Annotated in this window: 31 protein-coding genes; 6 read left to right on the plus strand and 25 right to left on the minus strand. The window is 66.2% G+C overall.

All coding sequences use genetic code 11. The annotated features are described in order from the left end of the window. Window positions 1–15: 15 nt before the first annotated feature. From M5E06_RS10330 to M5E06_RS10420, 19 genes are all read right to left on the minus strand, one after another. Window positions 16–2,301, minus strand: coding sequence for a tail fiber domain-containing protein (locus M5E06_RS10330; RefSeq protein ID WP_252138090.1), 2,286 nt, complete (start codon window positions 2,299–2,301; stop codon window positions 16–18). Window position 2,302: 1 nt separating this feature from the next. Then, complete coding sequence (locus tag M5E06_RS10335) at window positions 2,303–2,935, minus strand: phage adaptor protein (RefSeq protein ID WP_252138091.1); 633 nt, start codon at window positions 2,933–2,935, stop codon at window positions 2,303–2,305. A 15-nt stretch (window positions 2,936–2,950) separates the two neighbouring features. Further along, window positions 2,951–3,127, minus strand: a complete 177-nt coding sequence (locus tag M5E06_RS10340) for a hypothetical protein (RefSeq protein ID WP_252138092.1) — start codon at window positions 3,125–3,127, stop codon at window positions 2,951–2,953. A gap of 79 nt (window positions 3,128–3,206) precedes the next feature. Beyond that, the gene (locus tag M5E06_RS10345; RefSeq protein ID WP_252138093.1) at window positions 3,207–4,448 is read right to left on the minus strand and encodes a P22 phage major capsid protein family protein; all 1,242 of its coding nucleotides are present in this window, start codon (window positions 4,446–4,448) and stop codon (window positions 3,207–3,209) included. 42 nt (window positions 4,449–4,490) lie between these two features. Continuing rightward, window positions 4,491–5,405 (minus strand): hypothetical protein, encoded by a 915-nt coding sequence (locus M5E06_RS10350; RefSeq protein WP_252138094.1) that lies wholly within the window; start codon window positions 5,403–5,405, stop codon window positions 4,491–4,493. Between the two features lie 10 nt (window positions 5,406–5,415). Continuing rightward, window positions 5,416–7,476 carry a portal protein gene (locus tag M5E06_RS10355; RefSeq protein WP_252138095.1) on the minus strand — a complete coding sequence of 687 codons (2,061 nt, stop codon included), beginning with the start codon at window positions 7,474–7,476 and terminating at the stop codon, window positions 5,416–5,418. A 1-nt stretch (window position 7,477) separates the two neighbouring features. After that, complete coding sequence (locus tag M5E06_RS10360) at window positions 7,478–8,698, minus strand: PBSX family phage terminase large subunit (RefSeq protein WP_286208645.1); 1,221 nt, start codon at window positions 8,696–8,698, stop codon at window positions 7,478–7,480. Window positions 8,699–8,834: 136 nt separating this feature from the next. Continuing rightward, entirely contained in the window at window positions 8,835–9,149 is a 315-nt protein-coding gene (locus M5E06_RS10365; protein WP_252138097.1) for a hypothetical protein, read from the minus strand. A 38-nt stretch (window positions 9,150–9,187) separates the two neighbouring features. After that, window positions 9,188–9,376 (minus strand): hypothetical protein, encoded by a 189-nt coding sequence (locus M5E06_RS10370; RefSeq protein ID WP_252138098.1) that lies wholly within the window; start codon window positions 9,374–9,376, stop codon window positions 9,188–9,190. Window positions 9,377–9,763: 387 nt separating this feature from the next. After that, entirely contained in the window at window positions 9,764–10,399 is a 636-nt protein-coding gene (locus tag M5E06_RS10375) for a hypothetical protein (protein WP_252138099.1), read from the minus strand. Beyond that, on the minus strand, window positions 10,396–11,082 hold the full coding sequence (locus M5E06_RS10380) for a recombinase family protein (RefSeq protein ID WP_252138100.1): 687 nt from the start codon (window positions 11,080–11,082) through the stop codon (window positions 10,396–10,398). The genes M5E06_RS10375 and M5E06_RS10380 overlap by 4 nt, the downstream gene beginning before the upstream one ends. 170 nt (window positions 11,083–11,252) lie before the next feature. Beyond that, the gene (locus M5E06_RS10385; protein ID WP_252138101.1) at window positions 11,253–11,525 is read right to left on the minus strand and encodes a hypothetical protein; all 273 of its coding nucleotides are present in this window, start codon (window positions 11,523–11,525) and stop codon (window positions 11,253–11,255) included. 96 nt (window positions 11,526–11,621) lie between these two features. Then, window positions 11,622–11,867 (minus strand): hypothetical protein, encoded by a 246-nt coding sequence (locus tag M5E06_RS10390; protein WP_252138102.1) that lies wholly within the window; start codon window positions 11,865–11,867, stop codon window positions 11,622–11,624. Window positions 11,868–12,482: 615 nt separating this feature from the next. After that, window positions 12,483–13,352 carry a hypothetical protein gene (locus tag M5E06_RS10395; RefSeq protein WP_252138103.1) on the minus strand — a complete coding sequence of 290 codons (870 nt, stop codon included), beginning with the start codon at window positions 13,350–13,352 and terminating at the stop codon, window positions 12,483–12,485. A 7-nt stretch (window positions 13,353–13,359) separates the two neighbouring features. Further along, on the minus strand, window positions 13,360–13,992 hold the full coding sequence (locus M5E06_RS10400) for a hypothetical protein (protein WP_252138104.1): 633 nt from the start codon (window positions 13,990–13,992) through the stop codon (window positions 13,360–13,362). Then, entirely contained in the window at window positions 13,989–14,297 is a 309-nt protein-coding gene (locus M5E06_RS10405; RefSeq protein WP_252138105.1) for a DUF2312 domain-containing protein, read from the minus strand. The genes M5E06_RS10400 and M5E06_RS10405 overlap by 4 nt, the downstream gene beginning before the upstream one ends. After that, window positions 14,294–14,641, minus strand: a complete 348-nt coding sequence (locus M5E06_RS10410; RefSeq protein ID WP_252138106.1) for a RusA family crossover junction endodeoxyribonuclease — start codon at window positions 14,639–14,641, stop codon at window positions 14,294–14,296. The genes M5E06_RS10405 and M5E06_RS10410 overlap by 4 nt, the downstream gene beginning before the upstream one ends. A 2-nt stretch (window positions 14,642–14,643) precedes the next feature. Further along, the gene (locus tag M5E06_RS10415; protein WP_252138107.1) at window positions 14,644–15,045 is read right to left on the minus strand and encodes a hypothetical protein; all 402 of its coding nucleotides are present in this window, start codon (window positions 15,043–15,045) and stop codon (window positions 14,644–14,646) included. Continuing rightward, window positions 15,045–15,425 carry a hypothetical protein gene (locus M5E06_RS10420; RefSeq protein WP_252138108.1) on the minus strand — a complete coding sequence of 127 codons (381 nt, stop codon included), beginning with the start codon at window positions 15,423–15,425 and terminating at the stop codon, window positions 15,045–15,047. The genes M5E06_RS10415 and M5E06_RS10420 overlap by 1 nt, the downstream gene beginning before the upstream one ends. Before the next feature lie 138 nt (window positions 15,426–15,563). On the opposite strand from M5E06_RS10420, the gene M5E06_RS10425 reads away from it, so the two are divergent. Further along, window positions 15,564–15,749: a hypothetical protein gene (locus M5E06_RS10425; RefSeq protein WP_252138109.1), complete on the plus strand. Its 186-nt coding sequence runs from the start codon at window positions 15,564–15,566 to the stop codon at window positions 15,747–15,749. 159 nt (window positions 15,750–15,908) lie between these two features. On the opposite strand, the gene M5E06_RS10430 is transcribed toward M5E06_RS10425, so the two are convergent. Next, window positions 15,909–16,151, minus strand: a complete 243-nt coding sequence (locus M5E06_RS10430; RefSeq protein WP_252138110.1) for a hypothetical protein — start codon at window positions 16,149–16,151, stop codon at window positions 15,909–15,911. After that, the gene (locus tag M5E06_RS10435) at window positions 16,148–16,408 is read right to left on the minus strand and encodes a hypothetical protein (RefSeq protein ID WP_252138111.1); all 261 of its coding nucleotides are present in this window, start codon (window positions 16,406–16,408) and stop codon (window positions 16,148–16,150) included. The genes M5E06_RS10430 and M5E06_RS10435 overlap by 4 nt, the downstream gene beginning before the upstream one ends. On the opposite strand from M5E06_RS10435, the gene M5E06_RS10440 reads away from it, so the two are divergent. Next, window positions 16,407–16,874: a helix-turn-helix domain-containing protein gene (locus M5E06_RS10440; RefSeq protein WP_252138112.1), complete on the plus strand. Its 468-nt coding sequence runs from the start codon at window positions 16,407–16,409 to the stop codon at window positions 16,872–16,874. The genes M5E06_RS10435 and M5E06_RS10440 overlap by 2 nt on opposite strands. A gap of 662 nt (window positions 16,875–17,536) precedes the next feature. Here M5E06_RS10440 and M5E06_RS10445 read toward each other — a convergent pair. From M5E06_RS10445 to M5E06_RS10460, 4 genes are read right to left on the minus strand one after another with little or no spacing between them, the layout of a single operon-like run. Further along, window positions 17,537–17,965 (minus strand): hypothetical protein, encoded by a 429-nt coding sequence (locus tag M5E06_RS10445; RefSeq protein WP_252138113.1) that lies wholly within the window; start codon window positions 17,963–17,965, stop codon window positions 17,537–17,539. Window positions 17,966–18,002: 37 nt separating this feature from the next. Continuing rightward, window positions 18,003–18,239: a hypothetical protein gene (locus tag M5E06_RS10450; RefSeq protein WP_252138114.1), complete on the minus strand. Its 237-nt coding sequence runs from the start codon at window positions 18,237–18,239 to the stop codon at window positions 18,003–18,005. After that, window positions 18,239–18,460, minus strand: a complete 222-nt coding sequence (locus tag M5E06_RS10455) for a hypothetical protein (protein ID WP_252138115.1) — start codon at window positions 18,458–18,460, stop codon at window positions 18,239–18,241. The genes M5E06_RS10450 and M5E06_RS10455 overlap by 1 nt, the downstream gene beginning before the upstream one ends. Further along, on the minus strand, window positions 18,457–19,011 hold the full coding sequence (locus M5E06_RS10460) for a hypothetical protein (protein ID WP_252138116.1): 555 nt from the start codon (window positions 19,009–19,011) through the stop codon (window positions 18,457–18,459). The genes M5E06_RS10455 and M5E06_RS10460 overlap by 4 nt, the downstream gene beginning before the upstream one ends. A 221-nt stretch (window positions 19,012–19,232) precedes the next feature. Between M5E06_RS10460 and M5E06_RS10465 the strand changes: the two genes are divergently transcribed. From M5E06_RS10465 to M5E06_RS10480, 4 genes are all read left to right on the plus strand, one after another. After that, window positions 19,233–19,568 (plus strand): hypothetical protein, encoded by a 336-nt coding sequence (locus tag M5E06_RS10465; RefSeq protein WP_252138117.1) that lies wholly within the window; start codon window positions 19,233–19,235, stop codon window positions 19,566–19,568. Between the two features lie 76 nt (window positions 19,569–19,644). Further along, on the plus strand, window positions 19,645–20,022 hold the full coding sequence (locus tag M5E06_RS10470; RefSeq protein WP_252138118.1) for a hypothetical protein: 378 nt from the start codon (window positions 19,645–19,647) through the stop codon (window positions 20,020–20,022). A 3-nt stretch (window positions 20,023–20,025) separates the two neighbouring features. Then, entirely contained in the window at window positions 20,026–20,235 is a 210-nt protein-coding gene (locus tag M5E06_RS10475; RefSeq protein ID WP_252138119.1) for a hypothetical protein, read from the plus strand. Between the two features lie 91 nt (window positions 20,236–20,326). Then, complete coding sequence (locus M5E06_RS10480; RefSeq protein ID WP_252138120.1) at window positions 20,327–20,710, plus strand: hypothetical protein; 384 nt, start codon at window positions 20,327–20,329, stop codon at window positions 20,708–20,710. Window position 20,711: the final 1 nt, after the last annotated feature.

Below are 20,711 nucleotides of genomic sequence, written 5' to 3' on the forward strand. Positions count from 1 at the left end.
CCTGGTGTGATGGGTCTATTCGGGCTGTGCCGGCGGCTGGATGGCGGCGAGCTGCGCCTCCAGGGCGGCTATACGGGCTTCCTGCCTCTCGGTGCTGCGGCGCATCAACGCGGCCTCGAAGGCGAATGCCTCCTCGTATCGCACGCCGTAGCGGTCACCGGCCGCGAGCACGAGGCGGCGCTCTCCTGTGTCGTAGGCCTCCTCCACCTCCCCGCCCTGGCCATCGGCAACCATCCGCGTGGCGAGCACCGGCTCGTACTGGTCATCCCACGCGTCATGACACAGGACGCCATGCGCGAAGGGGTCGAGCCCGTGCCGATTGAAAGCCTCCAGCACACGCTGCGCGATCACGCCGGTATGCAGTCGCGCGCCTTCTCCCTTGGCGGCGACGGCGTCGGCGAAGCGGAAGCGCTTCCATTCCACCTCGGCCCAGGCATTCAGCACGTCGTCCGGGATATCGGCGATGTCCTGCTTCTCGCGCTCGTCGGACGTGCTGATCGTGGCGGTGCCAGCATACAACTGGGAGATGCGCGCGGACGATGAGCCGAAGCTGATCGTATTGTCGGGATATGGCGTGAACGCCTTGTCGGCGATGCCGTTTAGGGTGACCTGACAATCCGTTCCATCTGCGTTCTTCGCTACGATGTCGTAGCTGAAACGCGCATTTCCGCCGCTGAAGCTGCTCCTCTGAAGCACCTGCACATAACCGGCTCCATAGTCGGCCGCTCCGGTGTAGGCGTTGAAGTTCGCCCGATACACGCGGTCAAAATTCGCCGTCGCGGTGGTGCCGTCCGCGCGTTTCCGCGAATAGGTATGCGTCGGCCCCGTGCTGTCCGACAGCTGCGTCTGGGCAAGCGTCGTCGCCGTCAGCGTGGCGTTCTGCGTGCTGGATCCCACAACGACCGAGCCGGAATAGTAGCCGCTCGTCCAGCGGAACGACGCATCGCCGTGCGACACCGTGGCGTCTGGGAAGGGCGAAAAGCTCTTGTCGGCCACGCCGTTCAGCGTGACCTGACAATCCGTGCCGTCGGCCGCCTTGGCGCTGATGTCGTAGCTGAAGCGGGCGTTCCCACCACTGAAGGCGCTCCGCTGGATCACCTGCGTCGATGCGCCCTGGTAGTCTGCCGACCCGCTGTACCCCCAAAAGCGGGCGCGGTGGACGCGGTCAAGGCTGCCGGTTGCGGTCGTTCCGTCGGCCCGCTTCCGGTAGAAATCCTGGAAAGCCGCGTCGGATGCGGTGTCCGATTTGTGCGTCTGCTGCTGACCGTAGTCGTGCAGGAAGGAGATGAGGCCGGCAGCGTCATACCAAGCGACCCGCGCGTCAGCATGCACCGACAGCGCCTCATTGATGGCCGGATCGAGCGAGCCTTTCTGGATGATGATGCCGCGCCGGTACTTCGGTGTTGCGGAGACGTTCGCCACGTTGGTGTGCAGGATGATGGCGCCGCTCAGCGTGTTGCCGCCAAGCGCAGGGTCTCCGCCGCCATTCCCGAGCCACAACAGGGCTGTCTGTCCGGTCGTGCCGGAGAACAGCGTATATGGCCCGACATCGAACGTGTCACCCAGGTTGACCGCGTCCATCTCGGCGCAATACGTCGCCCCCGCGCCGGAGCTGCGGCGCATCTCAAGATACTGCGCCCACGCCGGTTCCTTGTTGGTCGTGTTGTCGTTGATGCCGTAGCTGGCATGGCCGATGGCGGCCATATTCGCCGTCGGATCGTCGCTGCTGCGGCTGGCCGTGAGCAAACCGATCAGCCCCGTTGACGACAGGACCGCCACCTCGGCGATGCTCTCGGTCCACGGGCGAATGTTTCGCTCAAGCCAGGGGTCGGGATCTCCAAGCCGGAAGCCGAGCCCATGCGTGCGGTTCACCATGTGGAAGATGCGGCCGGTCAGCCTGGAGGTGTCCGGCACCTTCGGCGCGCCGCCAACATCCGAGAGCCCCGTGACCGTGACCCCATCCTCAAGCAGCCATACAGCAGGCGCGGTTGCCGCGCTGACGGCATAGGTGCCGCGGGGGAGGCGCACCGGGCCGCCATTGGCAGCCGCAGCGGCAGCGTTCAGCGCAGCGAGATCGTCCGACACGCCGCCGCCGGTCGCCCCGAAGTCCTTCGCATTCACGGCATCGGCGGCTCGCGCCGCCAACGTCCGCGCCGTCGTGCCGCCCGTCGCCGTCGCCGTCAAGGCCGAGGCGTTGGGCAGCAGGTCGCCCAGGCGCTCTCCCCCGACAGTCGCCTCGTCGACGGCCGGCCCCACGACGTCACTGACGCCGGTGATGACGTCGGTCCAGGTGGTCGACATGTCAGAAGCCCCTCAAAGCGGCGAAATCTGAAAGCTCGGTCAGCAGAGGCGCCGCGACGGCGCGCACCGGCGGGTCGGCCTCGCCAACCTCGGCCAGAGAGCCGCGGTAGAGGCTGCCCCAGGTCGCAATCCGCTCGTCTTCCCGAAGGAAGGGGGCGGAGGCAGCCAGGGAACCCCACAGGTAGAGGTCAGGCCATGTAGCCAGGATGACGTTGGACGAAACCGACCCAGACAGGGCATCCGGCCGGGCGTAATAGAGCAGCTCCACCGTGTAATCCTGATCGCGCGCCGGATAGACGGTGAGGTCGTTGCCGATGGGCGCGAAGTAGCGCGGGCGGCCTGTCGACCCGCGGGCCTTCAGCATGTCCATGACGGCCGGTTCGACGGCGGAGACCGGCGTCTCTGGCGTCGTGAGCAGCTTGAGGGAGACGGCCTCCAGGAAGTCGTCGGGGAGCGTCTCGAAATCCTCGTCCAGCGTGGCCCGGACACGCTTCAGCATCTGCCGGATGCGGACCTGCCGGAACATCGTCCTCTCGGCCAGGGAGATGAATGACGGGATGGTTCCGGCCAGGTCGTCGCGGTTGAGCCAGCTGGCGATTTCGGCCTGCAGCTCGGCATATGAGGTGATCGCCATCTGGTCTCCCTCGCGTCACTCGGCCGGCGGTTCGGCGGCGGCCTTCTTGTGCTTGGCGGGGCTGTCGGCCCAGCCCTTCGGCACGTCTTCCTTCTTGTGGAAGATGCGGGCCTCTCCGTCCGGCCCGTACATCCAGGCCGGCCCCCAGGCGCCGCCCTCGGCCTTCTCGGCCCTCTCGGTCTTCTCGGTCATGTTGTGCTCCAGAAAGCGCGAAGGGCGCCCAGAAGGACGCCCTTTCGCGAAGTTCAGCCCGGAGGCTGGGGAGGAAGGTTTACGGCTTGCCGCTCAGGCGGTGTGCCAGGCGCGGGTCGATGGTCTTGACGCCGTAGAGCACATCCAGGCGCCAGCTCGACACGTCGTTGGTGCCGTCGTAGACCGGGATAACGCGAACACTGATGCCCTTGTAGGTCTCGCGGCCAACGTCGACAGCGCCCGGAGGAGCCACCAGCGGGACCGACACCAGGGCAAAGGCCTTCTCGTTGAAGATCAGGTTCTGCCGGTAGCCCGTGGCGCCGGTTCCCATGACGGTGATCGCCGCATTGTCGGCCGGGGCAGCCGAGCAGTTCTGGAAGGCGCCAGACACCACAATGGCCGGCGAGATGGTCAGCGTCGCCGATCCAGTCGAGGCGCCGCTGTCCGCGTCGGCCGTCACCACAAACTGCCGCAGGAACGGCAGCACGGCCTTGGTCACCGGGTTGACGGCATAGACGCCGGCAATGGTGATCACATCGCCAGCCTTCAGGATGCCGGTGGTGGAGTTCGTCCAGCCGTCGGTGACCAGCGACTGCGTGTTGGTGTCCTTCACTGCGGCATAGGTGCTGGTCTGGTTGGCGCCGTTGACCAGCGGCGTGCCGGTGGCAACGCCGACCGTGTGCGTCGGCACGTTCTGGCTCATATAGGTGTCGACACCACCGATCATGCCCAGCGAACCGTTGCGATACGCCCCCTTGGCCGCGTCCTGGATGTACAGCGCGGACTGAGAGCCCAGCAGGCCCCAATGGTCGGACGGCGACAGGACGGCGCAGCGCCCGTCGGTCGGGTTCGCCAGCTCGTCCATGCGCTCCGGCCCCTGCGCGAAGTCTGTGTAGCCGTTGATGGTCTGGCCCGGGGTTCCGACCCACGAGGGGATGGTCTTGTACAGCGCCATCAGATCCTGATCGATCTGGTTGGCGAGCTGAACCATCGCGGGCCGGATGACGCGCTTGGACAGATCCTTGATGTTCAGGGTCAGGTCCTGAGACGAGAACTTGAAGTCGATGCCCTTGCGCTTGTCCACCGTGATGGTGGTCTTGCCCTCGGTCACGTCCTGCGTGCTCATCACAGCGCCATCGCGGACGGTGAAGTCCGTCGGCTTGCGGATCGAGATCGTCTCGCCGGGCTCGTAGCCGTTGACCTTCTTGTCGAACTCCTCCTCGTAACCGCGAAACACCTTGTTCGCCATCACGAGTTCGTTGTCGAGGGTCGCCACCGCCGCCTTGGCGATGATGCTTGCCGTCAGGGTGGTATTCGCCATCTTGGATTGCTCCGTCTGAAGTCAGGTTTGCTTTCGCGGGGCCTACTCGCGCAGATACTTGGCGAGCTCGGCCGTCGTCATCCGGCCGGGGTCCTTCGCCGCACGCGCGGCGCCTCCCACCGTCGGGGCGGGTCTTGCCGCCGGCTGCTGCCCGGCGGGGCGGGCTCCGGCCATCTGCTTGCTCATGAGCTGTTGGCCGAGCATGGCGAGGTGCAGCACCTTGACGACGCGCGGGTCGGTCGTGCCGCTCAGCTCCTCATCCGAGAAGCCGGCGGTGCGGCCGAAATCCGACACCTTCGCTGCCAGCTCGGGACCCCAGCCCTTGATGTCCCGCGAGAGCGTCGCGTGGGCTTCCTGGATGCGCTTGGCAGTCTCCTGCTGCGCCGCCAGACTACGCTGCTGCATCTTCTGCGAGAGCGACCCGGCGAGTTCCTGCCGGGCTTCCTTCAACTGCTGGAACTGCCGCCACAGGCTCTGCGCCTGGAGGGGGTCATCCCGCTCCAACTGCTGCCAGTTGACGGCCTTGTACTGCTCAAGCTGCCCGTCGATGTTCACCAGACGCGCAACGTCCTGGATGTTCGCCTTCTCCGCCTCGACTTGCTGGGTGAACGACTGGCGTTCGGTCTCCAGTGCCTTGCGGGTCTCGGCAACCTCCTGGGTCTTGCGCGTGTAGTCCTGCTGCATCATCAGCAGGGGCTTCAACGCCTTGGGCAGCTTGAACTTCTGGCCCTCGTGCTCGATTTCCTCGGCGTCGTCCTCGGGCTGGGCGTCGCCGCCTTCGCCGTCGTCCTCGCCTGCGGCTTGATCGTCATGCTCGACGGGCTCAGTGGAGACTTCCTCCCCTTCCGGCGCTCCGGATGCGCCATCAGTGGCCGGATTGGTCTCCGCGGCGCCGCCTCCGGCCCCTTCGAAGTCGGGTGAAAGGCACGGCAGCGGGCCGAAATGCATGGTGCGCACGGTTCACTCCCTATTGGGTTGGTGAGGGCATGAAAAAGCCCGCCGAATTGGCGGGCTGGTTGGGCATCGGCTGGGGCTGCGGAGGCATCCCCTGCGGCATGGGTGGAGCGCCAGGCGGCGGGCTGGCCGGCGGCAGGATGTCGGGCGACTGGAGCACGGCCTGCAGCGTCTGCAGCACCAAGGCCTGGACGGCTTCCGGCGGCATGCCGGCCTGCGTCGCTTGGATGCGCTTGGTCTCGGCGTTGTAGGCGTCGATGTCGACCTTGCGGGCGTCCAGGCTCTTGTCGGCCTTCATCTGCTCCAGCGCCTGCTGAAGCTGCTGGACGGCCTGCTGTGCCTGCTGCGCTTGCGGGTCCTGCCCCTGCAGCTGCGGCGGCAGCAGAGCCTTGAGCCGCTCGCTGATCTCCTCGGCGCCCTGGATGTCCATGTTCCGGATCAGGATGTCGCCGACGACCGGGGCAGCCGGCGGATAAGCCCGGATCAGGTCCGTCAGCGCCGAAACCATCTCTTCACGCTGCGTCGTGAAGCTCGGCCCGGCCTCGACGGTCAGGTCATATTTGCCGACGGACAGGTCGAACACCCTCTCCGTCCCGTCAGGAAGCTGCATCGGCTGGCCGAGCGGCACGTTCTGCGGCTTCTTGTCCTGGCCGAGGATCCTCACGATCCGTTGACCGGTGTAGACGTGCGGGATCAGGTCCAGCAACACCCGGCCGCCGTGCCGGATAGCGCGGACAAGGTTGTCGACGAAGTGGAACGTCGCGACATCGCCCTCCCGCTGCCGCGCCATGATCGCCTTGCCGCTGGTCTCGTTCGACCGCGCGCCGAGGCTGGCATCGTAGAGCCCGAGGATCGCCTTCATGTCGTCGCTGGCGTTCAGCGCCTCCTGCAGCGCGCCGGCTGGCACGCCCGCGAAGGGCTGGCGCTGCGGCGGGGCGCCGCCGTTCACCGGGTCATACTCGATGTAGGCATGGCTCTGGACGTTCGCTGTCGCCCACTTCGCGGCATCGCTCTTGAACGACCCCTTCGGCCCGATGAACGGGGCTTTCGGGGCGAGCGCCACCAGCTCCGTGCTCGTCGTCCGCCAGTAGTTGAACATCCGCTGCGCATCCTTGGCGGAGCGGATCAGGCTCCGGAAGTAACGCTTGCCCTCGACGTTCACCTCATCGCCATAGACGGGGATGATCGGGATGAACTTCCCAGCCCAATCCGTCTTCTCCAGCACCTCGGCGCCGGTCATCAGCGTCTGCGTCACCTTCCACGATCGGGTGACGCGATCGGCCGCGACCGTGAGCCCCAGGCCGTCGAACATGGGCTTGTTCGCGGCGTAGAACTCGGCATCGAGGATGCGCAGCTCCGACCCGTCCGGCATCTGCGCCGGCGCGGATAGCAGAACGATGGGCCGCTCCACCTCCTCGCGGCGCCACCACTCAGCCAGCATCACATCGTCGCCATCGACCCAGGGCGATTGCAGGTCGCCGTATCCGGCCTCCCAATTGACCCTCGCCGCGCCGGCATGCTTCCGCTCGAAGTCGGCCTTCTTCATCGTCTCGGTGACGAAGCACACGTTCCAGTCGCTGCTGTCGGCCGCCGTGCTGTGCGGGTCGCCGTAGACCGAGAACGGGTTGGCGATGCGCTGGATCAGGATGTCCAGGTCGAACGTGTCGTCGTGGGCATAGTCGATGCCGACGCGGAAATACCCGACGCCACCTGTGACCGCGCATTCCGCCGCGGTGTCATAAGCCACGTCCGCATTCGAGGTGTACTCGATGTTGCGGATCAGGCCGTTGATCAGGTCGGCCGTCGCCGGATCGGCGGAACTGTCGACCGGATGGACCTTGATCGACGGCTTGTTCTGCCGGGCATCATTGATGACCTGGCGCGTGAAGGCGGTCAGCTTGTTGATGGTCAGGCAGGGACGGCCCTCGCGCTTCCGCTGCTCGCGGATCGCGTCCGGCCACTGCTCCTCCATCCGGGCAAAGCGGATGTCGTCCAGGGCCTCGGCGCGGTTCTCGGCCTCGGCGTCCTGGCAGGCCGCGAATGCGTCGCGGGCTTCCTTCAGCGTGTCGTCCATCTCAGCCCATCCATCCGCCCGCTACAGGCATGCGATAATCGACCTCGGCCGGCTTGGCTGGGGTCGCGGTGACAGCCGGGAACAGTTCCGTCAGCGCCCAGACCAGTGCGTCGCACCGATCCGGGCTGCCGTCGCCCTCATAGCCGGCGGCGGTCATCTGGCACATCTGGCTCTCCAGCTTTTCGAAGGTGCCGACGTGATGTACGCGGTCCAGCGCATAGAGCGCGCTGATCGGTTCCGCCCGGACATGCTTCCCGCGTGTCGCCGTGACCTCCACGATCCGGATGCCCGGCCGGACGCTCTCCAGCGTGTAACGGCACATGTCGCCGCCCTGGTTGCGCTCGATCACGATGCAGTCGGCGTCGAAGCGGTCATAGGTTGCAATGGCGCGCTCGGCCCAATGCCGCGGCGTTCCTTTGGTGGAGGCGTCCTCCAGCACGTAGCCGTGCCCGTCGTGCCCGACAGCAGCGGCAACGATGCCGTGTTCGTCGGATCCCGTCTCCGCCGACACCGCCGGGTCGACCGCCACGACGATGCGATCCAGCGACGGCGCCGCCTCCACGCGGTTCCGGTGCAGCACCAGGCGGTCCCAGATGGCGCCAATGGCGGTCGGCTCGTACTCACCAAGCCAGATGTGGCCGTATCGACCGGGCTTGGTCCGCTGGTCAAAGGCCCGCTCGTCCTCCAGCTCCTTCGGGAAGAACGGGTTGTCGGAGTAGTTGACCTTCCGCACGATGGCGTCCGGCGGCGGCTCGGGGCCGCGAAGCAGTGTGTCGATCGGGTCGCTGGCGTTGCGCGGGTTCCACGAGAACCACAGTTCCGATCCTGGTGCGCGGATCGTCGGGCGAAGCATCTCCAGCGAGCGGGAGGACAGCGTCTGCGCCTCCTCCACCCACGCGATCTGGAAGCCTTCCAGCGACTTGATACTCTCCGCCGTGTGGTCCTGCATGCCCTGGAACAGGATCACGCCGCCGCCGGGGGTCTTCACCTCCGTGTTCAGCACGTCGAACTGGCTGCTCATGCCCAGCTTCGTGATCTTGTCCTCAATCAGCCGCTTGGCGCTCTCCTTCAGCGTCTTCTGCACCTCGCGGACGCAGACGGCACGCAGGCCGGGGCGCATCAGGGCTGCTTCCACCATCAGCTCGGCGAAGAAGTGGGATTTACCGCTGCCTTCGGCCCCCCCAAGCGCCCTTGTACCGCGAAGGGCGCAAGAAGGGCGCAAAAACTCGGGGCGTGTCGATCTTGAGCTTCGTCATCGTCGATAGTCGTCCTTACTGAAAACGCGCTCCAGCGGCCAACCGCGCCGCAGACGGTATCCTGCTTTGGAATGGTCAATTCCGTAGGCGCCTGCGTACTCGCTATTCTTCACTCGGCGAAGGATCAATGATGTGCCTCTCCACCACCATCCGCATCGGCCCGCCGCCGGGGCCGGAATGCTGGGCGTTCACGGACGCCAGTTTCGGCGCGAAGAACGGCGCCGCAGCCTTCGCCGCGTCGATGCGCTGTTCGAAGGTCGGCTTCTCGCCGTCGATCTCTAGGCCCTGCGCAATGGCGCACAGGAACTCGTGCGGCAGCATGCCGACCGCCTGCGCCTTCGCGACGGTCTCGGCATTCCGCTTGTTGGGCACGCCCTTGGGGCGGCCGGCGCCCGGACGCTTGCCTCCGCCCGCCATCTGATTTCTCCTGATACTTTTTCAGCCGGGGGTTTAACTCACCCCACCGCCCGTGGCTCAGCCGTCCACCCGTCCATCGCCCCGGCAGGCATGCGCCCATCGACGCCACGAAGCGCCGGCCCGATAAGCTCGGTCGCCTGCCGGTACGCTTCGCGCTGGGCCACGCAGTCGATCAGGTCCGCCGCGTCGGCGATGGCCTGGGAGAGAGGCTTGCGGTCAGTCGTCATGGTCGTCATCCCAAACGCCCGCCCAGTGCAGGGTGAAGAGGGCAACCGCCACGACCATCAGCAGGTCGGCGGCGCTCACGGCTTCTTCCCCCGCCACTCCCGGTAGGCCACGACCAGCCGCAGACCCAGCAAGATCGCGGCGCCGCCGGCCATGAAACCCTGATAGCCCTGGTGGAGGGCGTCTAACCACCATGGGGACGTAACGGCCCCCGCCGCGGTGGCGATATCGGCAACTGCTCGCTGCATTGGGGGGCTCCAAAACGCGGAAACCCCGCGCCGGCAGGACCGGGCGGGGTTCCATTCGCACCTCGTGGCGAGGATGCATTAATTGCACGATATGGGTAGAGAGTTACTAAATCGTTAACGCGGTTGTGGTAGGCGCGCGTTTTACTCCTCATCCTCATCCGGCTCCAACCGGAAGTGGATCGCCACCTCCTCCAGCGCCCGGCGCAGCAGCGGCAGCCAGCACGCCACAGCCGGCGCAGCCTCGTCCACACACACCGCCTCCAGCACCGTCAGCAGTTCTGCGGCGTCCGGGTGGCGGGCCATCCTTCGCCGGATCGCGCGAACATGGAGCTTGGCCCGGAGCCACGCGCCATCCACGTCGGCCTCCCGCTCCCAGGCCAGCATATCGATCACCTCGGGCGCCAAGTCCTTCGGGCACTCTTCGGCGATGGGCAGGCGAGGGGTGCGTGGGTGGCGGCCTGGCGCATCGGCCAGCCGATCCCACCGGCGCCGCAGGATCGCGTAGCTGCTGCCAGCCTTGAACAACCGATCGGTGATGCGCTCGGTCAGCAGCAGCCGGCCGAGCGGGTGCCCGGCCTCGCTGGACAGCAGCAGGCGGCGCATCCGCTGATCCACCGTCGCGCTGGTCGGCACGCCCATTGCCACAGCCCTCTGTTCAATCGCAGCTTCCAAGATGGTCGGTCCCTTTTGCACGCGGCTCGGCTGGCCGTTCGGTTGGCGGATGCAGTCCCGGCGCTTCCGGCCACGGGTGCGGGCGAGCTTCTTCTTGGCCTTCATGCTTCGGCTCCTTCGGCCTGCAGGGCCGGAGCCCGATCGAGGTAGCGGCGGACGGTGGCGAAGCTGACCTTCACCCCCTCCGCGGTGAGGGTGTCGGCGATCTGCCGCAGCGACATACCGGTCGCCTTCAGGTCCGCCATCCGGGCAACGAGCCGGCGCTGCTGGTCCTGCCCGGTCAGCTCCTTTCGCTCCCGGTCCAGCGTCATGCCCAGCGGGGTCCGGCCGCCGGTGCGCTTGCCGTCCCGTTTCATCTTCGCGGCGACGGCGGCGGTCCTTTCGGAAACCGCCTCCCCTTCCCGGTGCGCGAAGGCGGCCAGCACCGTGAACAGCAGCCGGCCGACGCCGGTGGAGGGGTCTTCCGGCACGTCGGCGAACCGGATCGCAACCCCCGACTTCGCCAGCCGGGAGACGGCAGCCAGGGCGTCGGCGCTGTCGCGGAACATGCGGTCGACTTTGCTTGCGAATACTTGATCGCCCGCTTCAATGGCGGCCAGCAGGCGGCGACCCTCCGGCCGGTCGGCGAGGGGCGTCTTGCCCGACACGCCGGCCTCCGTGAACCAGTCGGCGACCTCCAGACCGACCCGCCCGGCCATGGTCTCGATGACGGCCTTTTGCTGAGAAAGGCTATGCCCCTCAGTGGCTTGCTCGTCCGTCGAGACCCGGATGTATCCGTATGCAGCCATGCTGTATCAGCCTCGTTGTGTCATTGTGTCATTCGCCGCGTGTCGGATGCGAAGATGAAACAAAACCGTTCGCAAAGTTTACGGCGTTTTTCTTTGAAGCAACGCCCAAGTATTCCCGTAACATCTTATGCCATGTAATTCTTAACCACCTTACCAGCACTCCAGAAAAGTCACGCGGAAGAACTCGGCGCCCCTTCCCCGCTAGCGGATGCTTTAGTGACTTCTGCTGGCGCCGGCGCGCGGACCCGCCAGTCACTGCCGTAGACCTGCACCACGCCCGGCTTCTTGAACCAGACCGCGGCGGCTATCAGGCAACCTGAGAAGACGATGGCGCCCACGATCTGCGCCACCGGATCAGCGCGCTTGATCACCCCATGGAGGATCAGGCTCCCGAGAACCGCTGCGACGGTCAGTCGCCCCGCTCCCTTCAGAAACTCACCCATGGGTCACCTCCCCCTGCGGCATGCCGCCGGGCATCTTCATCCCCATGCCGGCGGCGGCCACATGCGCAACGATGGCGCAGCGCAGTTCAACCGGCTTCATTCCGGCACCTCGCAGAACTCGCCAGCGATCGTCTTTGCGACGAACCGCTGAGCCACCAGCAGAGAACGTCCAACATCTGCCTCGCTGCTGCCGGCGTAGAGCCTGCCGTCCGTCGTCACGCCCAGCACGAGGACGTAGGACAGCTTGTCGGCGTCCGTGTTCTCCAGCACATCGCGCACTGGGAGCGGGTTCCGCGTCCAGCCAGGGAACCTAACCACGTTGTCGGTCACCTCCCCCATCATGCCACCTCCCCTTCGCGCCGCTCGCCGGGCTTCGGGATCCGACGAAACCCCTTGGTCTCGGCCATGACGCGGCGGATGGCTTCCCGACGGTCGGTTTCCTCCGGCTTCAGGTCTCCCAGCGCCTTCGGAACTGTCTTGGGCGCCACCTCCATCCGGTTCACCTCGGCGACCACGGCGGCGAAGCTCGCGACCTGATCGGGCGTCCGTTCTCGCGGCGCGCTGTATTCGGCGCAGGCCTTGGCCTCCCGCTCGGCGATCATGGCGGCGGTCTTGAGGCGGAGCAGACGGGCCTTGCGCTCGGCCAGTTCGGCGTCGGCATGGGCACGGATGTCGGCCGGCAGCGGAAGGTTCCGGAACCGGTGGGTGGCGATCGTCTTGCGGACGGCGGACAGCAGCAGGTCCGCCGGCAGATCGGACAGGGCGGCGTCGTAGCCGCGGACCACGTCGGCGATCTGCGCCGTGCGCTTGGCCTCGCTCTCGCTCAGCGGGATCACGCCGAACCGCTCGACCCACTGCGCCAGTTCGTCCATCGCGACGGCGAAGGCGCGAACGTCGGCCGGGATGATGGCGGCCTCGGCTCCGGAGACCAGGGCGGGAAGCTGCTCGGCGGCGCCTTCAGGAAGCGGTTCCGCAGGGTTCCACGCGGTGAGCCAAGGCGTCGAGGATGCCGCGGCGGCGGGCGTCAGGGTCTTCGCCGTACGACCGGGCAGCGGGACGATGTTGCTGGGCTTGGGCTTGTCGGACATGGGCGGTTCCTTCGGTCGGCGGAGCGTTCTTGGTCGCGACGGCATCGGCGATGGCGCGGTCGAAGTAGCTCAGCGTGTCGGGTGGTTTTCGGCCGGCGGCGGCGTAGCGGCGCATGGCGCCAGCGAAGACGGCTCGGCAGAGTTCGGGGTCGGCACCGGAAGCAAGCCAGCGGTCGGCGAACACGCGGTCGGTGCCGGCCGGATACGCTCGGGCCTGGTGCTCGCCGTAGGCTGCGATCCGTTCGGCGTCGAATGCCCGGATCACCTCCACGCCAGGGCTGATTGCCCGCGCGCCCTCTTCGCTTCGCTTAACTTCATCAGTAGGTAGGTATTTATATTTATCTTCTATATGGCGCGGAGAAACGGTGCAGTCCGTTGCATCGTTTGCACCCTTTTCGGGGTCAGAAAGGGTGCAATCCACTGCACTGTTTGCACCCTTTGCACCCTTTTCTTCTTCGGCCAGTTCCTGGCACCGGCGGATGTCGATGCAGTAGGTCCGGGCCTTGCCGCGTCCGCCGCCGACGTTGTCGGTCAGCAGCAGGACGCCGAGGTCGAGCAGCTTCTTCACGATGTACTGGACGTTGCGCTCCTTCATGCCGCAGTCGGCCGCCAGCTCCGCCACGGCGAGGCAGATGCCGCCGCCGATGCTGTCGGCTTCATCCGACATGCGACGGAGCACCAGCTTCTCGTTGGACTGGAGGGGCAGCTTCCAGAGGATGCGGCGCGCGTTGTCGTTCACAGCCGGTTTACTCCGCGGCCATGGCCGGCACCGGCTGGCGGCGGGCAAACAGCCCCTCGCCATCGCGGTACAGTTCCAATTCGGTGAAGGCCCGACCGAGGCGCGCCGACGCCTTGCGGGCCGACGCCTCGAAGGTCTCGCGCAGGTCGGGGAACTTGTTGGCGCGCTCCAGCAGGGCATAGACGGCGTGGTGGAGCGGGCCGTTCTCGATCAGCAGATCAGGGTCCACGTCGAGCATGCGCTCCAGCCAGTAGAGCGTCGTCAGCGCGATCCAGATGCTGGTGCGCTCCCGATGCTCCGCGGCGGCGCCCATGGCGTAGTTGGCGACCTGCACGGACAGGCGGCGGGCGATCTCGTGATCCTTGTCGGACAGGTCGAGGAACGGGGCGTTGCAGGCCTCCTTCAGCCGCGCCAGCTCCGGCCCTGCCCACTCCCGCTGCTCTCCGGTGCTGTCCGGGTGACCGCCGACCAGGGCGACCGGCGTGTAGAGCAGCAGCGCCGGCATCCCGATCTCGATCCGCCAGCGAAGGGCAGAGCAGCGGCGCAGGTCGGTGACGATTAGCCGGCGGATGCGGGCCGCCATCTTGCCGTCTGCGCAGTAGATCGCGCGGCCGGCTGCCGAGACGGTGCCGGCGCTCATGCCCGGCCCTCCGCCTCGTGGCTCATGCGTGCACGCGTAGCAACCAGCGCGCCACCATCGACGGCATCCCGGTACAGATCGAGGATCGTCACCGCCTCTTCGAACTTGGCCGGGTTCTTGCCGCGCTTGCGGCGTTCGGAAATCAGCGCCTTCAGGGCCGGCACGTCGAAGCCCTGGGCCTTGGCCTCCTGATAGACCTCGGCCTTGTCCGTGTTCAGATCGGCGATCTCGCTTTCGAGACGCTCGACCCGCTCCACGAAGGAACGGAGGCGGTCGGCAGCGATGCCGGCAACGTCGGTGCTCATGCTGTCTCCATCTGCTTGATCGTGACGCGGCAGCCATCGACCTCACCAAAGCTGCAGTGCAGCTCGCGAACGAAGGCGTCGTCGTCGATCAGGCCCAGGCTGACCAGCAGGTCGAGCGGGGCCTTGTTGAGGTTGTCGAGGTCGGCCCGGCGCTTGCCGTGGACGATGGTCACGGCGATAGGGCCGCTGATCGGCTGCGGACGCTGGGCCTTGACCTGCCAGCCGGCGACCCGCTTCCAGTCCTCATAGGCCGGGGTCGGGGCGCGCCCACGCCGGCCGAGGTTTTTGAACAGGTTGTTGACGCTCGGCGGGGCCGGCATGGTGAGGGTGATGGTGCAGGTCATGGTCACACCCACGCCGCTTTGGAGCCGAGCAGCTGCGCGAAGCTGGACTGGTAGCCGCCGGGCGGGAGCTTCGTGATCTTCGCGGCCGGGAAGGCGGCGATCTGCGCGGCCATGTCGTCCGAGACCGCCCGGCGGAAATTGGCCTTCGTGCTTGCCGTCACGGTGGGGCCGGCGAATTCGCTGCGCAGCGCGTCGCCGGGCTTGTTGTGCGGGACTTCGACCCGGATGATCCCGCTCTTGCGCAGCGACTTGACCGCCGCCTTGACATCGGCGACCTCGGCCTTGGTCTTGCGCGCCAGATCGGTGATCGTCATCCCCTCCTCGAACACCACGCGGACGCGGGTGCGGAGCGGGATCTTCTCGTCGGTGATCGCGATCTTTTCGGCGTTGCGAGGGGCGGCCATCACGCAGCCCTCCGCCAACGGAAGCGGCGCGGGCGGTCCGTCTTGGGGGCGACGAACGCCGCGGACAGCCGCTCCCACAGCGACGGGCCTTCCCGCTCCAGCATCAGGCCGAAGGTCGGCAGCGTCGGGCCGGTCACGAACCAGCGGCGGGCCTGACGGGCGGTCGCGCCGTATTCCGCGGCGACGTGCTCGGCGGCCTTGGCCTTGTGCTTGGCCTGGAAGTGATCGCGGATGGCGCCCGCGATCTTGCATGCGGCTTTTGCGCCGTTGACGGTAATTTCGCGACCGCGGGAAGTCAGGCTCTTCCACGACTTACGGGTACGTCCGACGCGCGCATCCGGCGCAGACTGTTCGCCATGAGAAACACTTCTGAACAGCATCGGTCAGCCCCCCGTCCGGATATTCTGGTGCTGGTGGCGACCGTCACCGCGACGCTGGAACTCCTTGGCCAGATGACCGGCCAGGAACCGGAGGCTGAGGGCCTGATCCGCGTCGTGCGCGAAACCTGGGGCTGACCGATGATCACCAAACGATGCCCGCCGAACGGTCTCGCCCGAGCCGCATGGTTCCTGCGAGAGGCCGCGGAATACGAGGAGGTCGGCAACCTGGAGCGCGCCAGCTACTGCCGCACGGTCGCCGCCGGCATTGAGGATCGCGAACTCCACAGCCGGCCGCTGTGCGCTCTGATGGGCAGCCCCGGTTGAGGCGCGAAGGTGGGAGGCGTCTGCGCCCATTGCGCCATGGACGCGGGCGCAAGGAATGGGGTATTTATCGTGCCTGAAGCGCATATCTTGATCCTCTGTAGCAGTTCGCGAGAGCCGGCCAGCGTTGGGAAGCGGGGCCGGCTCTTGCTTTGTCTGGGTTCAGGTTTGGGGGATCGGCACGCGGACCACGTAGGCGTCCCGCGTCTCCGCCAGGGCAGCGAACGCAGTGGCCGCCGGGCTGGTGCTCCGACCGCTCAGTTCCGCGCAGGCCAGTTCCAGCCGCATCCGGGCCGCAGCGTTGCAGGCCGCGGTGCAGTGGTCGCAGACGCTATGGAAGCAGCCGGGAGCAGCGACGGCGCGCAGCTCCACGGCCAGCCCGCACGGGCAGCGGCAGGGCTTCACGACGCCCTCGCTTCGGCGGGGGCGCGGCGGGATGCGCGGCGCTCTGCACGGCGAGCCGCCAACTGCATGGCCACCTCGTGAAAGTCCTTTTCGGAGACTTTCCCGCGGGTGACCTCGCGCAGGCGGGCCATGATGTCGGGTTCAGGGTACCGAAGCCCGTCCTTGTATCGGCGCACGGCTTCGGCAGACACGCCCAGGAGCGCCCCCATTTGGGCGAGGGTGATCCGGCGATTTTCGAGAAAGGATGCGAGCTTCATGCACACATATCACCACAGTGGTGATATCGGCGTCAAGCCCCTCATCACCGGAAATCACCTATGTGGTGATAGCTTTAGTTTCACCGCTGCGGTGAAATCCGTGGTGATGAAACACCCGAACCGCATCAAGGAATTGCGGGAGGCTCGCGGGTTATCGCTTCAGTCGCTGGCCGATGCGGTGAACTCGTCCCCCCAGCAGATGAGCCGCCTTGAGCGCGGCGAGCGGCGGCTATCCGACCACTGGATGGCTTTGATAGCCCCTGCGCTCGGCGTGGAGCCGTGGGAGCTGATGCCCGGCGCGCCGGTGAAGGCAGCGGCAGCCGGCGACAAGGACCGGTTCTTCGAGATCTTCAATTCTCTGGACGACGAGCGGAAGCGGCGCCTGGAGGAGTTGGCACTGGACCTCCTTGCTGCGCAGCGAGTTCGCGAGCAGCCTCAAGAAGACGACGACGATCATCGTCGCTGAGCCGGTCATAGATCGCCTCCATCCTGCGCGCACCGTCGCCTTCCACCATTCGCTCCGTAACCATCGTTCTCATGCCCCAAAGAGAAGAACACACCGTGAACAAGCTCGCAACCGGGTAGGTTGCGGCTGAACCGCACGGTTCGCGTTTTTCTAAAAAGTCAAGCTCAAGTTGCTGGGATCGCTGCCGGCGTTGGCCCGGAAGGGTCGCGGTGATAGGGGCATACCCTGATATGCGCGTTGATGGTCACTGGTCTCGTCTCGTGCAATAACGTCCGGTGCCGTGCTCGGCATCGGGCGGACGTGTGCGCCGTGAACCTGTAACTGTTCGGGGCGCGGTTGCTACGACGGGGGACCAATCCCTGTGCTCTGCGTGCTTCCAACACGCATCTCCGCCCACCCCTTCAGGGATCGGCAGAGGCGCGCATCCTATCCGAATGGGTCACGAAAGGATAGTGCGGACCTCGTGATATTGCTGCAATAGGTTGCATAATGCAGTATGTCGCTTGCGAAGAACGCCTTGGAATTCTTAGGTTTCCGCCGTTACAGCCCCGACACGCGGAAGTGACGAATTGCAACGTAGTGGTGCGGCGACTTGTCGCGCCCAGGCACAAGAAAGCCCGCCGGCCGGGTGGCGGGCGGGCTGTCGTGCTATCGCGGACCGGTCACTGTTTCGGTGCAGCGGGTTGCTGGACCTGCGGGGTCGGTGGCTGCATATAAATGATCTGCGGAGGCGGGGCTGTGATCGTAACAGGGGGCGGAGGCGTTGGCGCTGGGCTGTCCGGCTTGATGTAGCTGAGCCCGCCGATGATGCCGCCAATGATGAGCGCCATCAGCGCCAGACCGATGCCGAGGCCGGCGAAGGTATTGTTCGTCAGATCGCGCTTTGTCGGCAGTTCGGCCAGCCGCAGGTCGATGCGGTCCAGCCTGCTCTCAATGCGCTCAAGCGCGCCCTCCATCCGGCCCATGCGTTGGTCCGAATGCTTCGCCCACTCCTCAAGCCTGATGACGCGCTCATCCATACCGGGATCATGGGGGCCACCACCATGCTTGGCAAGGGCGTCCTTCGCGCCATTCTCGGCGATCCGTTTCAATACGGCCGCGTCCACGACACGCGGGGGTGTGGATGCCTCAGCCGCCATGCTGTTGCCCCGTGATCGCGTTGAGCGCGCTTAAAATATCCTCCCTCACCTGAAAAAGTTCTTGGAGTTGCCGCTGCTTTTCCGGGTCCGCGCCAAGAAGTGCCGGGCTTGGCCCATAAGTCTTTTCGATCAAGTGGTTCACTACTGTCTCCATGCGGATCACAGCTTTAGTGAGTTCAAACACCGCCAACTCAATATTGGGCGGCCTGCTTCCGAGCAGCCCCATCACCCCTCCCCCAACCTATTCATCACCCGCGCCAGGATGTCGGCCCCAGCGCCTATGGCCTCCATGGGCACGTCGTCGCGCTGCATCGCCAGCCTGGTCATGCCGCCAAGCGCCGCCCGGACAGCATCGCGCGGGCTGTCGGCCTGCTGGACGCTCTCTAGGATCAGCTGCTCGACCAGCAACTCCAGGGCGGCGACGCGGGCGGGGAGGTTGTCGGTCATTTCGGATCCTGCCGGCCAATCAGGGTGTAGCGGATCATGGTCGGCTGAGCGTCGGCAATCTCGATCATCTCTCCTTGGATTGGCAGCTTGCGGCCTTGCCGAAGGTCGATGACGATCTCTCGCGCATCAGCCGGGAGCGGGATAACTGTCGCCTGGGTCGGCTCGGTGTAGACGGTCGTCCCGACTGCTGACGCGCCTCCGGCATATCGGCTCACCTGCGCGTTGGTCGTGGCGAAGCCGATGCCTGACCGAGACATCGTGGTCTCGTTGGTCATGATTTCCACATCTTTTCGGTGAAGCACGACCCGCCCGTCAGGCAGCATTCCGGCATAGCGCAGTTCAACAAAGCCGCGGTCGCGCCGCCCGCCGAAGATGTCCGAAGCACCAAAGGCGTTCGGAAGGTTCTCGGTGACGTTGAAGCGCACCATCACGTCCCCGACGCCCGCGACCTGTGGGCCGGCAGTCGGCGTGGTGATGTCCGCGCGCTTCTCAATCGGCGCACAAGCACCCAGCCCCAACACCGCCACGCACGCCAGCACCTTCCAGCCCATCGCATCCCCCAATCCCAGCGAGAACGCTACCACTTTAGCGCAACCGCATTATCGGTCGGCAATCATCGGCTGCACATCACCACATTGGTGATTTTTCCTCTTGACCACTCCATCACCACTGTGGTGATATTCCCTCACCAGCCGCCACACATTCCCCGCGGCTGGCACCACTGCCGCCGGGCCTGCCCCAAGGGTCCGGCGGGTTTTCTGGAGAGGATGAGATGCTCAGCAAATTGGCCGACGCCGAACGCATTCTGGAAATCGCCAAGCGCCTCCGCGATGAACATCGGAAATACGCGAAAATTCAGGAGCGTGGCGCCAGCCTGAGCTACGCCAATTCCACGCCGAAGCAGCGCGAGAAGTTCACGAACGACCTGAACTATCAGGCCCATCACATCGTGAAAATCGAGACCGAACTTCACGCTGCGGCAGTGGATGCCGGGCTGGCCGAAATCCGCGACGCCTCCGAATACAAGACCCGCACTTGGAAGCCGACCGGCTGGCACGAATACGAGTGGACGCCCGCCCGCCCGCGCAGCCTGTCTCCCGCCGCCTAACCCCGCCGCCCGGAGCAGTCCGGGCGCTTCCCTGAGCCGCTGCGTGGCGGCTGAGGCAAGCTGATGGAGAGACACAATGGCAAAGACCTACGCCACCGGAACCGCCGCCATCATTGGCGCCATCACCATCGACGGAGAGTTGCGCATCGGCGCCTTCGTGGAGATGGAGCCCGACGACGCGCGCGGCGTGAACATCGATACCGTGTTCCAACAGCGCGTCTCCCTGCTGCCGGTCGCCGATCTGACCGTAACGCCTGATCTGGTTTCTGATGTGGCGCACAAGGCCTACCGCCTGCGCCTCGACAGCGACGCCGACCGCGAGGTCTTCGACGCTCTGGATCCGAAGAAGCAGAAGTATCGCACGTCGGGCTTCGAGCCCGTCACCCGCGCCGTGATGTTGGCGCTCGGGTACAGCGAGCCGGAGCGCGCCAAGCCTGCCAAGGCGGAGGCCTAACCGATGCGCCACTCCCGCACCCACCTGGAGCGCGCCGTCGAGCGCTGGAATGCCGACACCCCGCCCGGCACCCCCGTCACCGTCCGGACCATCTTCGGCCGCCGCGTCGAGACCGTCACCGCCAGCAAGGCGTCGCTGGTCGGCGATGCGGCCGGCGTCTGGCTCATGGGCGTCCGTGAGCGCTGCGATCTGGGCCGGGTGGTGCCGGCATGAAGCCCCTCCTCCGCGACCTGCTCCACTCCGCCGCGTTCGGGCTCGGCCTGATCGTCGTGGGCTTTGTCGTCCTCGCTTTGGGAGTTTGACCATGAAGTGGATCTCCACATCCCTACCCCTGTCCTTCGGCGGGGAAGACGATGGCGAGGACTTCGCCGTTCGGTTCAGCGGCATCTACCACGGCCCGATCCGCGGCCGTCGTGAATGCGGCCTGCAGATGGAGCCGGACGAGGCCGAACTCTTCGAGGTCTACAGCATCGAGGTCGAGATCGGCGGGCCGTCCGGCAACGGCTGGGTTCGCTTCCCGGACGTGCTGCGGACCGATCGCCTGGAGGCGCAGCTGCAGCGCATCGGCATCGAGGAAGAGCGTGCCGCCCGCGACCATGCGGCGGAGATGCGCGCCGAGATGGCGGCTGAGGATCGGCGCGAGTGGGCGCGGTCCGGCGGCCATGGATTTGGCATCGCGGCGGAGTGAG

The organism is Azospirillum sp. A1-3 (genome assembly GCF_023806445.1).
Taxonomy (GTDB): Bacteria; Pseudomonadota; Alphaproteobacteria; order Azospirillales; family Azospirillaceae; genus Azospirillum.

Excerpts from the sequence above, each read along its gene's own strand:
- M5E06_RS10330 (WP_252138090.1), bottom strand. The coding sequence starts at position 2,301 with ATGTCGACCACCTGGACCGACGTCATCACCGGCGTCAGTGACGTCGTG.
- M5E06_RS10335 (WP_252138091.1), bottom strand. The coding sequence starts at position 2,935 with ATGGCGATCACCTCATATGCCGAGCTGCAGGCCGAAATCGCCAGCTGG.
- M5E06_RS10340 (WP_252138092.1), bottom strand. The coding sequence starts at position 3,127 with ATGACCGAGAAGACCGAGAGGGCCGAGAAGGCCGAGGGCGGCGCCTGG.
- M5E06_RS10345 (WP_252138093.1), bottom strand. The coding sequence starts at position 4,448 with ATGGCGAATACCACCCTGACGGCAAGCATCATCGCCAAGGCGGCGGTG.
- M5E06_RS10355 (WP_252138095.1), bottom strand. The coding sequence starts at position 7,476 with ATGGACGACACGCTGAAGGAAGCCCGCGACGCATTCGCGGCCTGCCAG.
- M5E06_RS10365 (WP_252138097.1), bottom strand. The coding sequence starts at position 9,149 with ATGGCGGGCGGAGGCAAGCGTCCGGGCGCCGGCCGCCCCAAGGGCGTG.
- M5E06_RS10370 (WP_252138098.1), bottom strand. The coding sequence starts at position 9,376 with ATGACGACTGACCGCAAGCCTCTCTCCCAGGCCATCGCCGACGCGGCG.
- M5E06_RS10375 (WP_252138099.1), bottom strand. The coding sequence starts at position 10,399 with ATGAAGGCCAAGAAGAAGCTCGCCCGCACCCGTGGCCGGAAGCGCCGG.
- M5E06_RS10380 (WP_252138100.1), bottom strand. The coding sequence starts at position 11,082 with ATGGCTGCATACGGATACATCCGGGTCTCGACGGACGAGCAAGCCACT.
- M5E06_RS10385 (WP_252138101.1), bottom strand. The coding sequence starts at position 11,525 with ATGGGTGAGTTTCTGAAGGGAGCGGGGCGACTGACCGTCGCAGCGGTT.
- M5E06_RS10390 (WP_252138102.1), bottom strand. The coding sequence starts at position 11,867 with ATGATGGGGGAGGTGACCGACAACGTGGTTAGGTTCCCTGGCTGGACG.
- M5E06_RS10400 (WP_252138104.1), bottom strand. The coding sequence starts at position 13,992 with ATGAGCGCCGGCACCGTCTCGGCAGCCGGCCGCGCGATCTACTGCGCA.
- M5E06_RS10405 (WP_252138105.1), bottom strand. The coding sequence starts at position 14,297 with ATGAGCACCGACGTTGCCGGCATCGCTGCCGACCGCCTCCGTTCCTTC.
- M5E06_RS10410 (WP_252138106.1), bottom strand. The coding sequence starts at position 14,641 with ATGACCTGCACCATCACCCTCACCATGCCGGCCCCGCCGAGCGTCAAC.
- M5E06_RS10415 (WP_252138107.1), bottom strand. The coding sequence starts at position 15,045 with ATGGCCGCCCCTCGCAACGCCGAAAAGATCGCGATCACCGACGAGAAG.
- M5E06_RS10420 (WP_252138108.1), bottom strand. The coding sequence starts at position 15,425 with ATGCTGTTCAGAAGTGTTTCTCATGGCGAACAGTCTGCGCCGGATGCG.
- M5E06_RS10425 (WP_252138109.1), top strand. The coding sequence starts at position 15,564 with ATGATCACCAAACGATGCCCGCCGAACGGTCTCGCCCGAGCCGCATGG.
- M5E06_RS10440 (WP_252138112.1), top strand. The coding sequence starts at position 16,407 with ATGCACACATATCACCACAGTGGTGATATCGGCGTCAAGCCCCTCATC.
- M5E06_RS10435 (WP_252138111.1), bottom strand. The coding sequence starts at position 16,408 with ATGAAGCTCGCATCCTTTCTCGAAAATCGCCGGATCACCCTCGCCCAA.
- M5E06_RS10450 (WP_252138114.1), bottom strand. The coding sequence starts at position 18,239 with ATGGGGCTGCTCGGAAGCAGGCCGCCCAATATTGAGTTGGCGGTGTTT.
- M5E06_RS10455 (WP_252138115.1), bottom strand. The coding sequence starts at position 18,460 with ATGACCGACAACCTCCCCGCCCGCGTCGCCGCCCTGGAGTTGCTGGTC.
- M5E06_RS10460 (WP_252138116.1), bottom strand. The coding sequence starts at position 19,011 with ATGGGCTGGAAGGTGCTGGCGTGCGTGGCGGTGTTGGGGCTGGGTGCT.
- M5E06_RS10465 (WP_252138117.1), top strand. The coding sequence starts at position 19,233 with ATGCTCAGCAAATTGGCCGACGCCGAACGCATTCTGGAAATCGCCAAG.
- M5E06_RS10470 (WP_252138118.1), top strand. The coding sequence starts at position 19,645 with ATGGCAAAGACCTACGCCACCGGAACCGCCGCCATCATTGGCGCCATC.
- M5E06_RS10475 (WP_252138119.1), top strand. The coding sequence starts at position 20,026 with ATGCGCCACTCCCGCACCCACCTGGAGCGCGCCGTCGAGCGCTGGAAT.
- M5E06_RS10480 (WP_252138120.1), top strand. The coding sequence starts at position 20,327 with ATGAAGTGGATCTCCACATCCCTACCCCTGTCCTTCGGCGGGGAAGAC.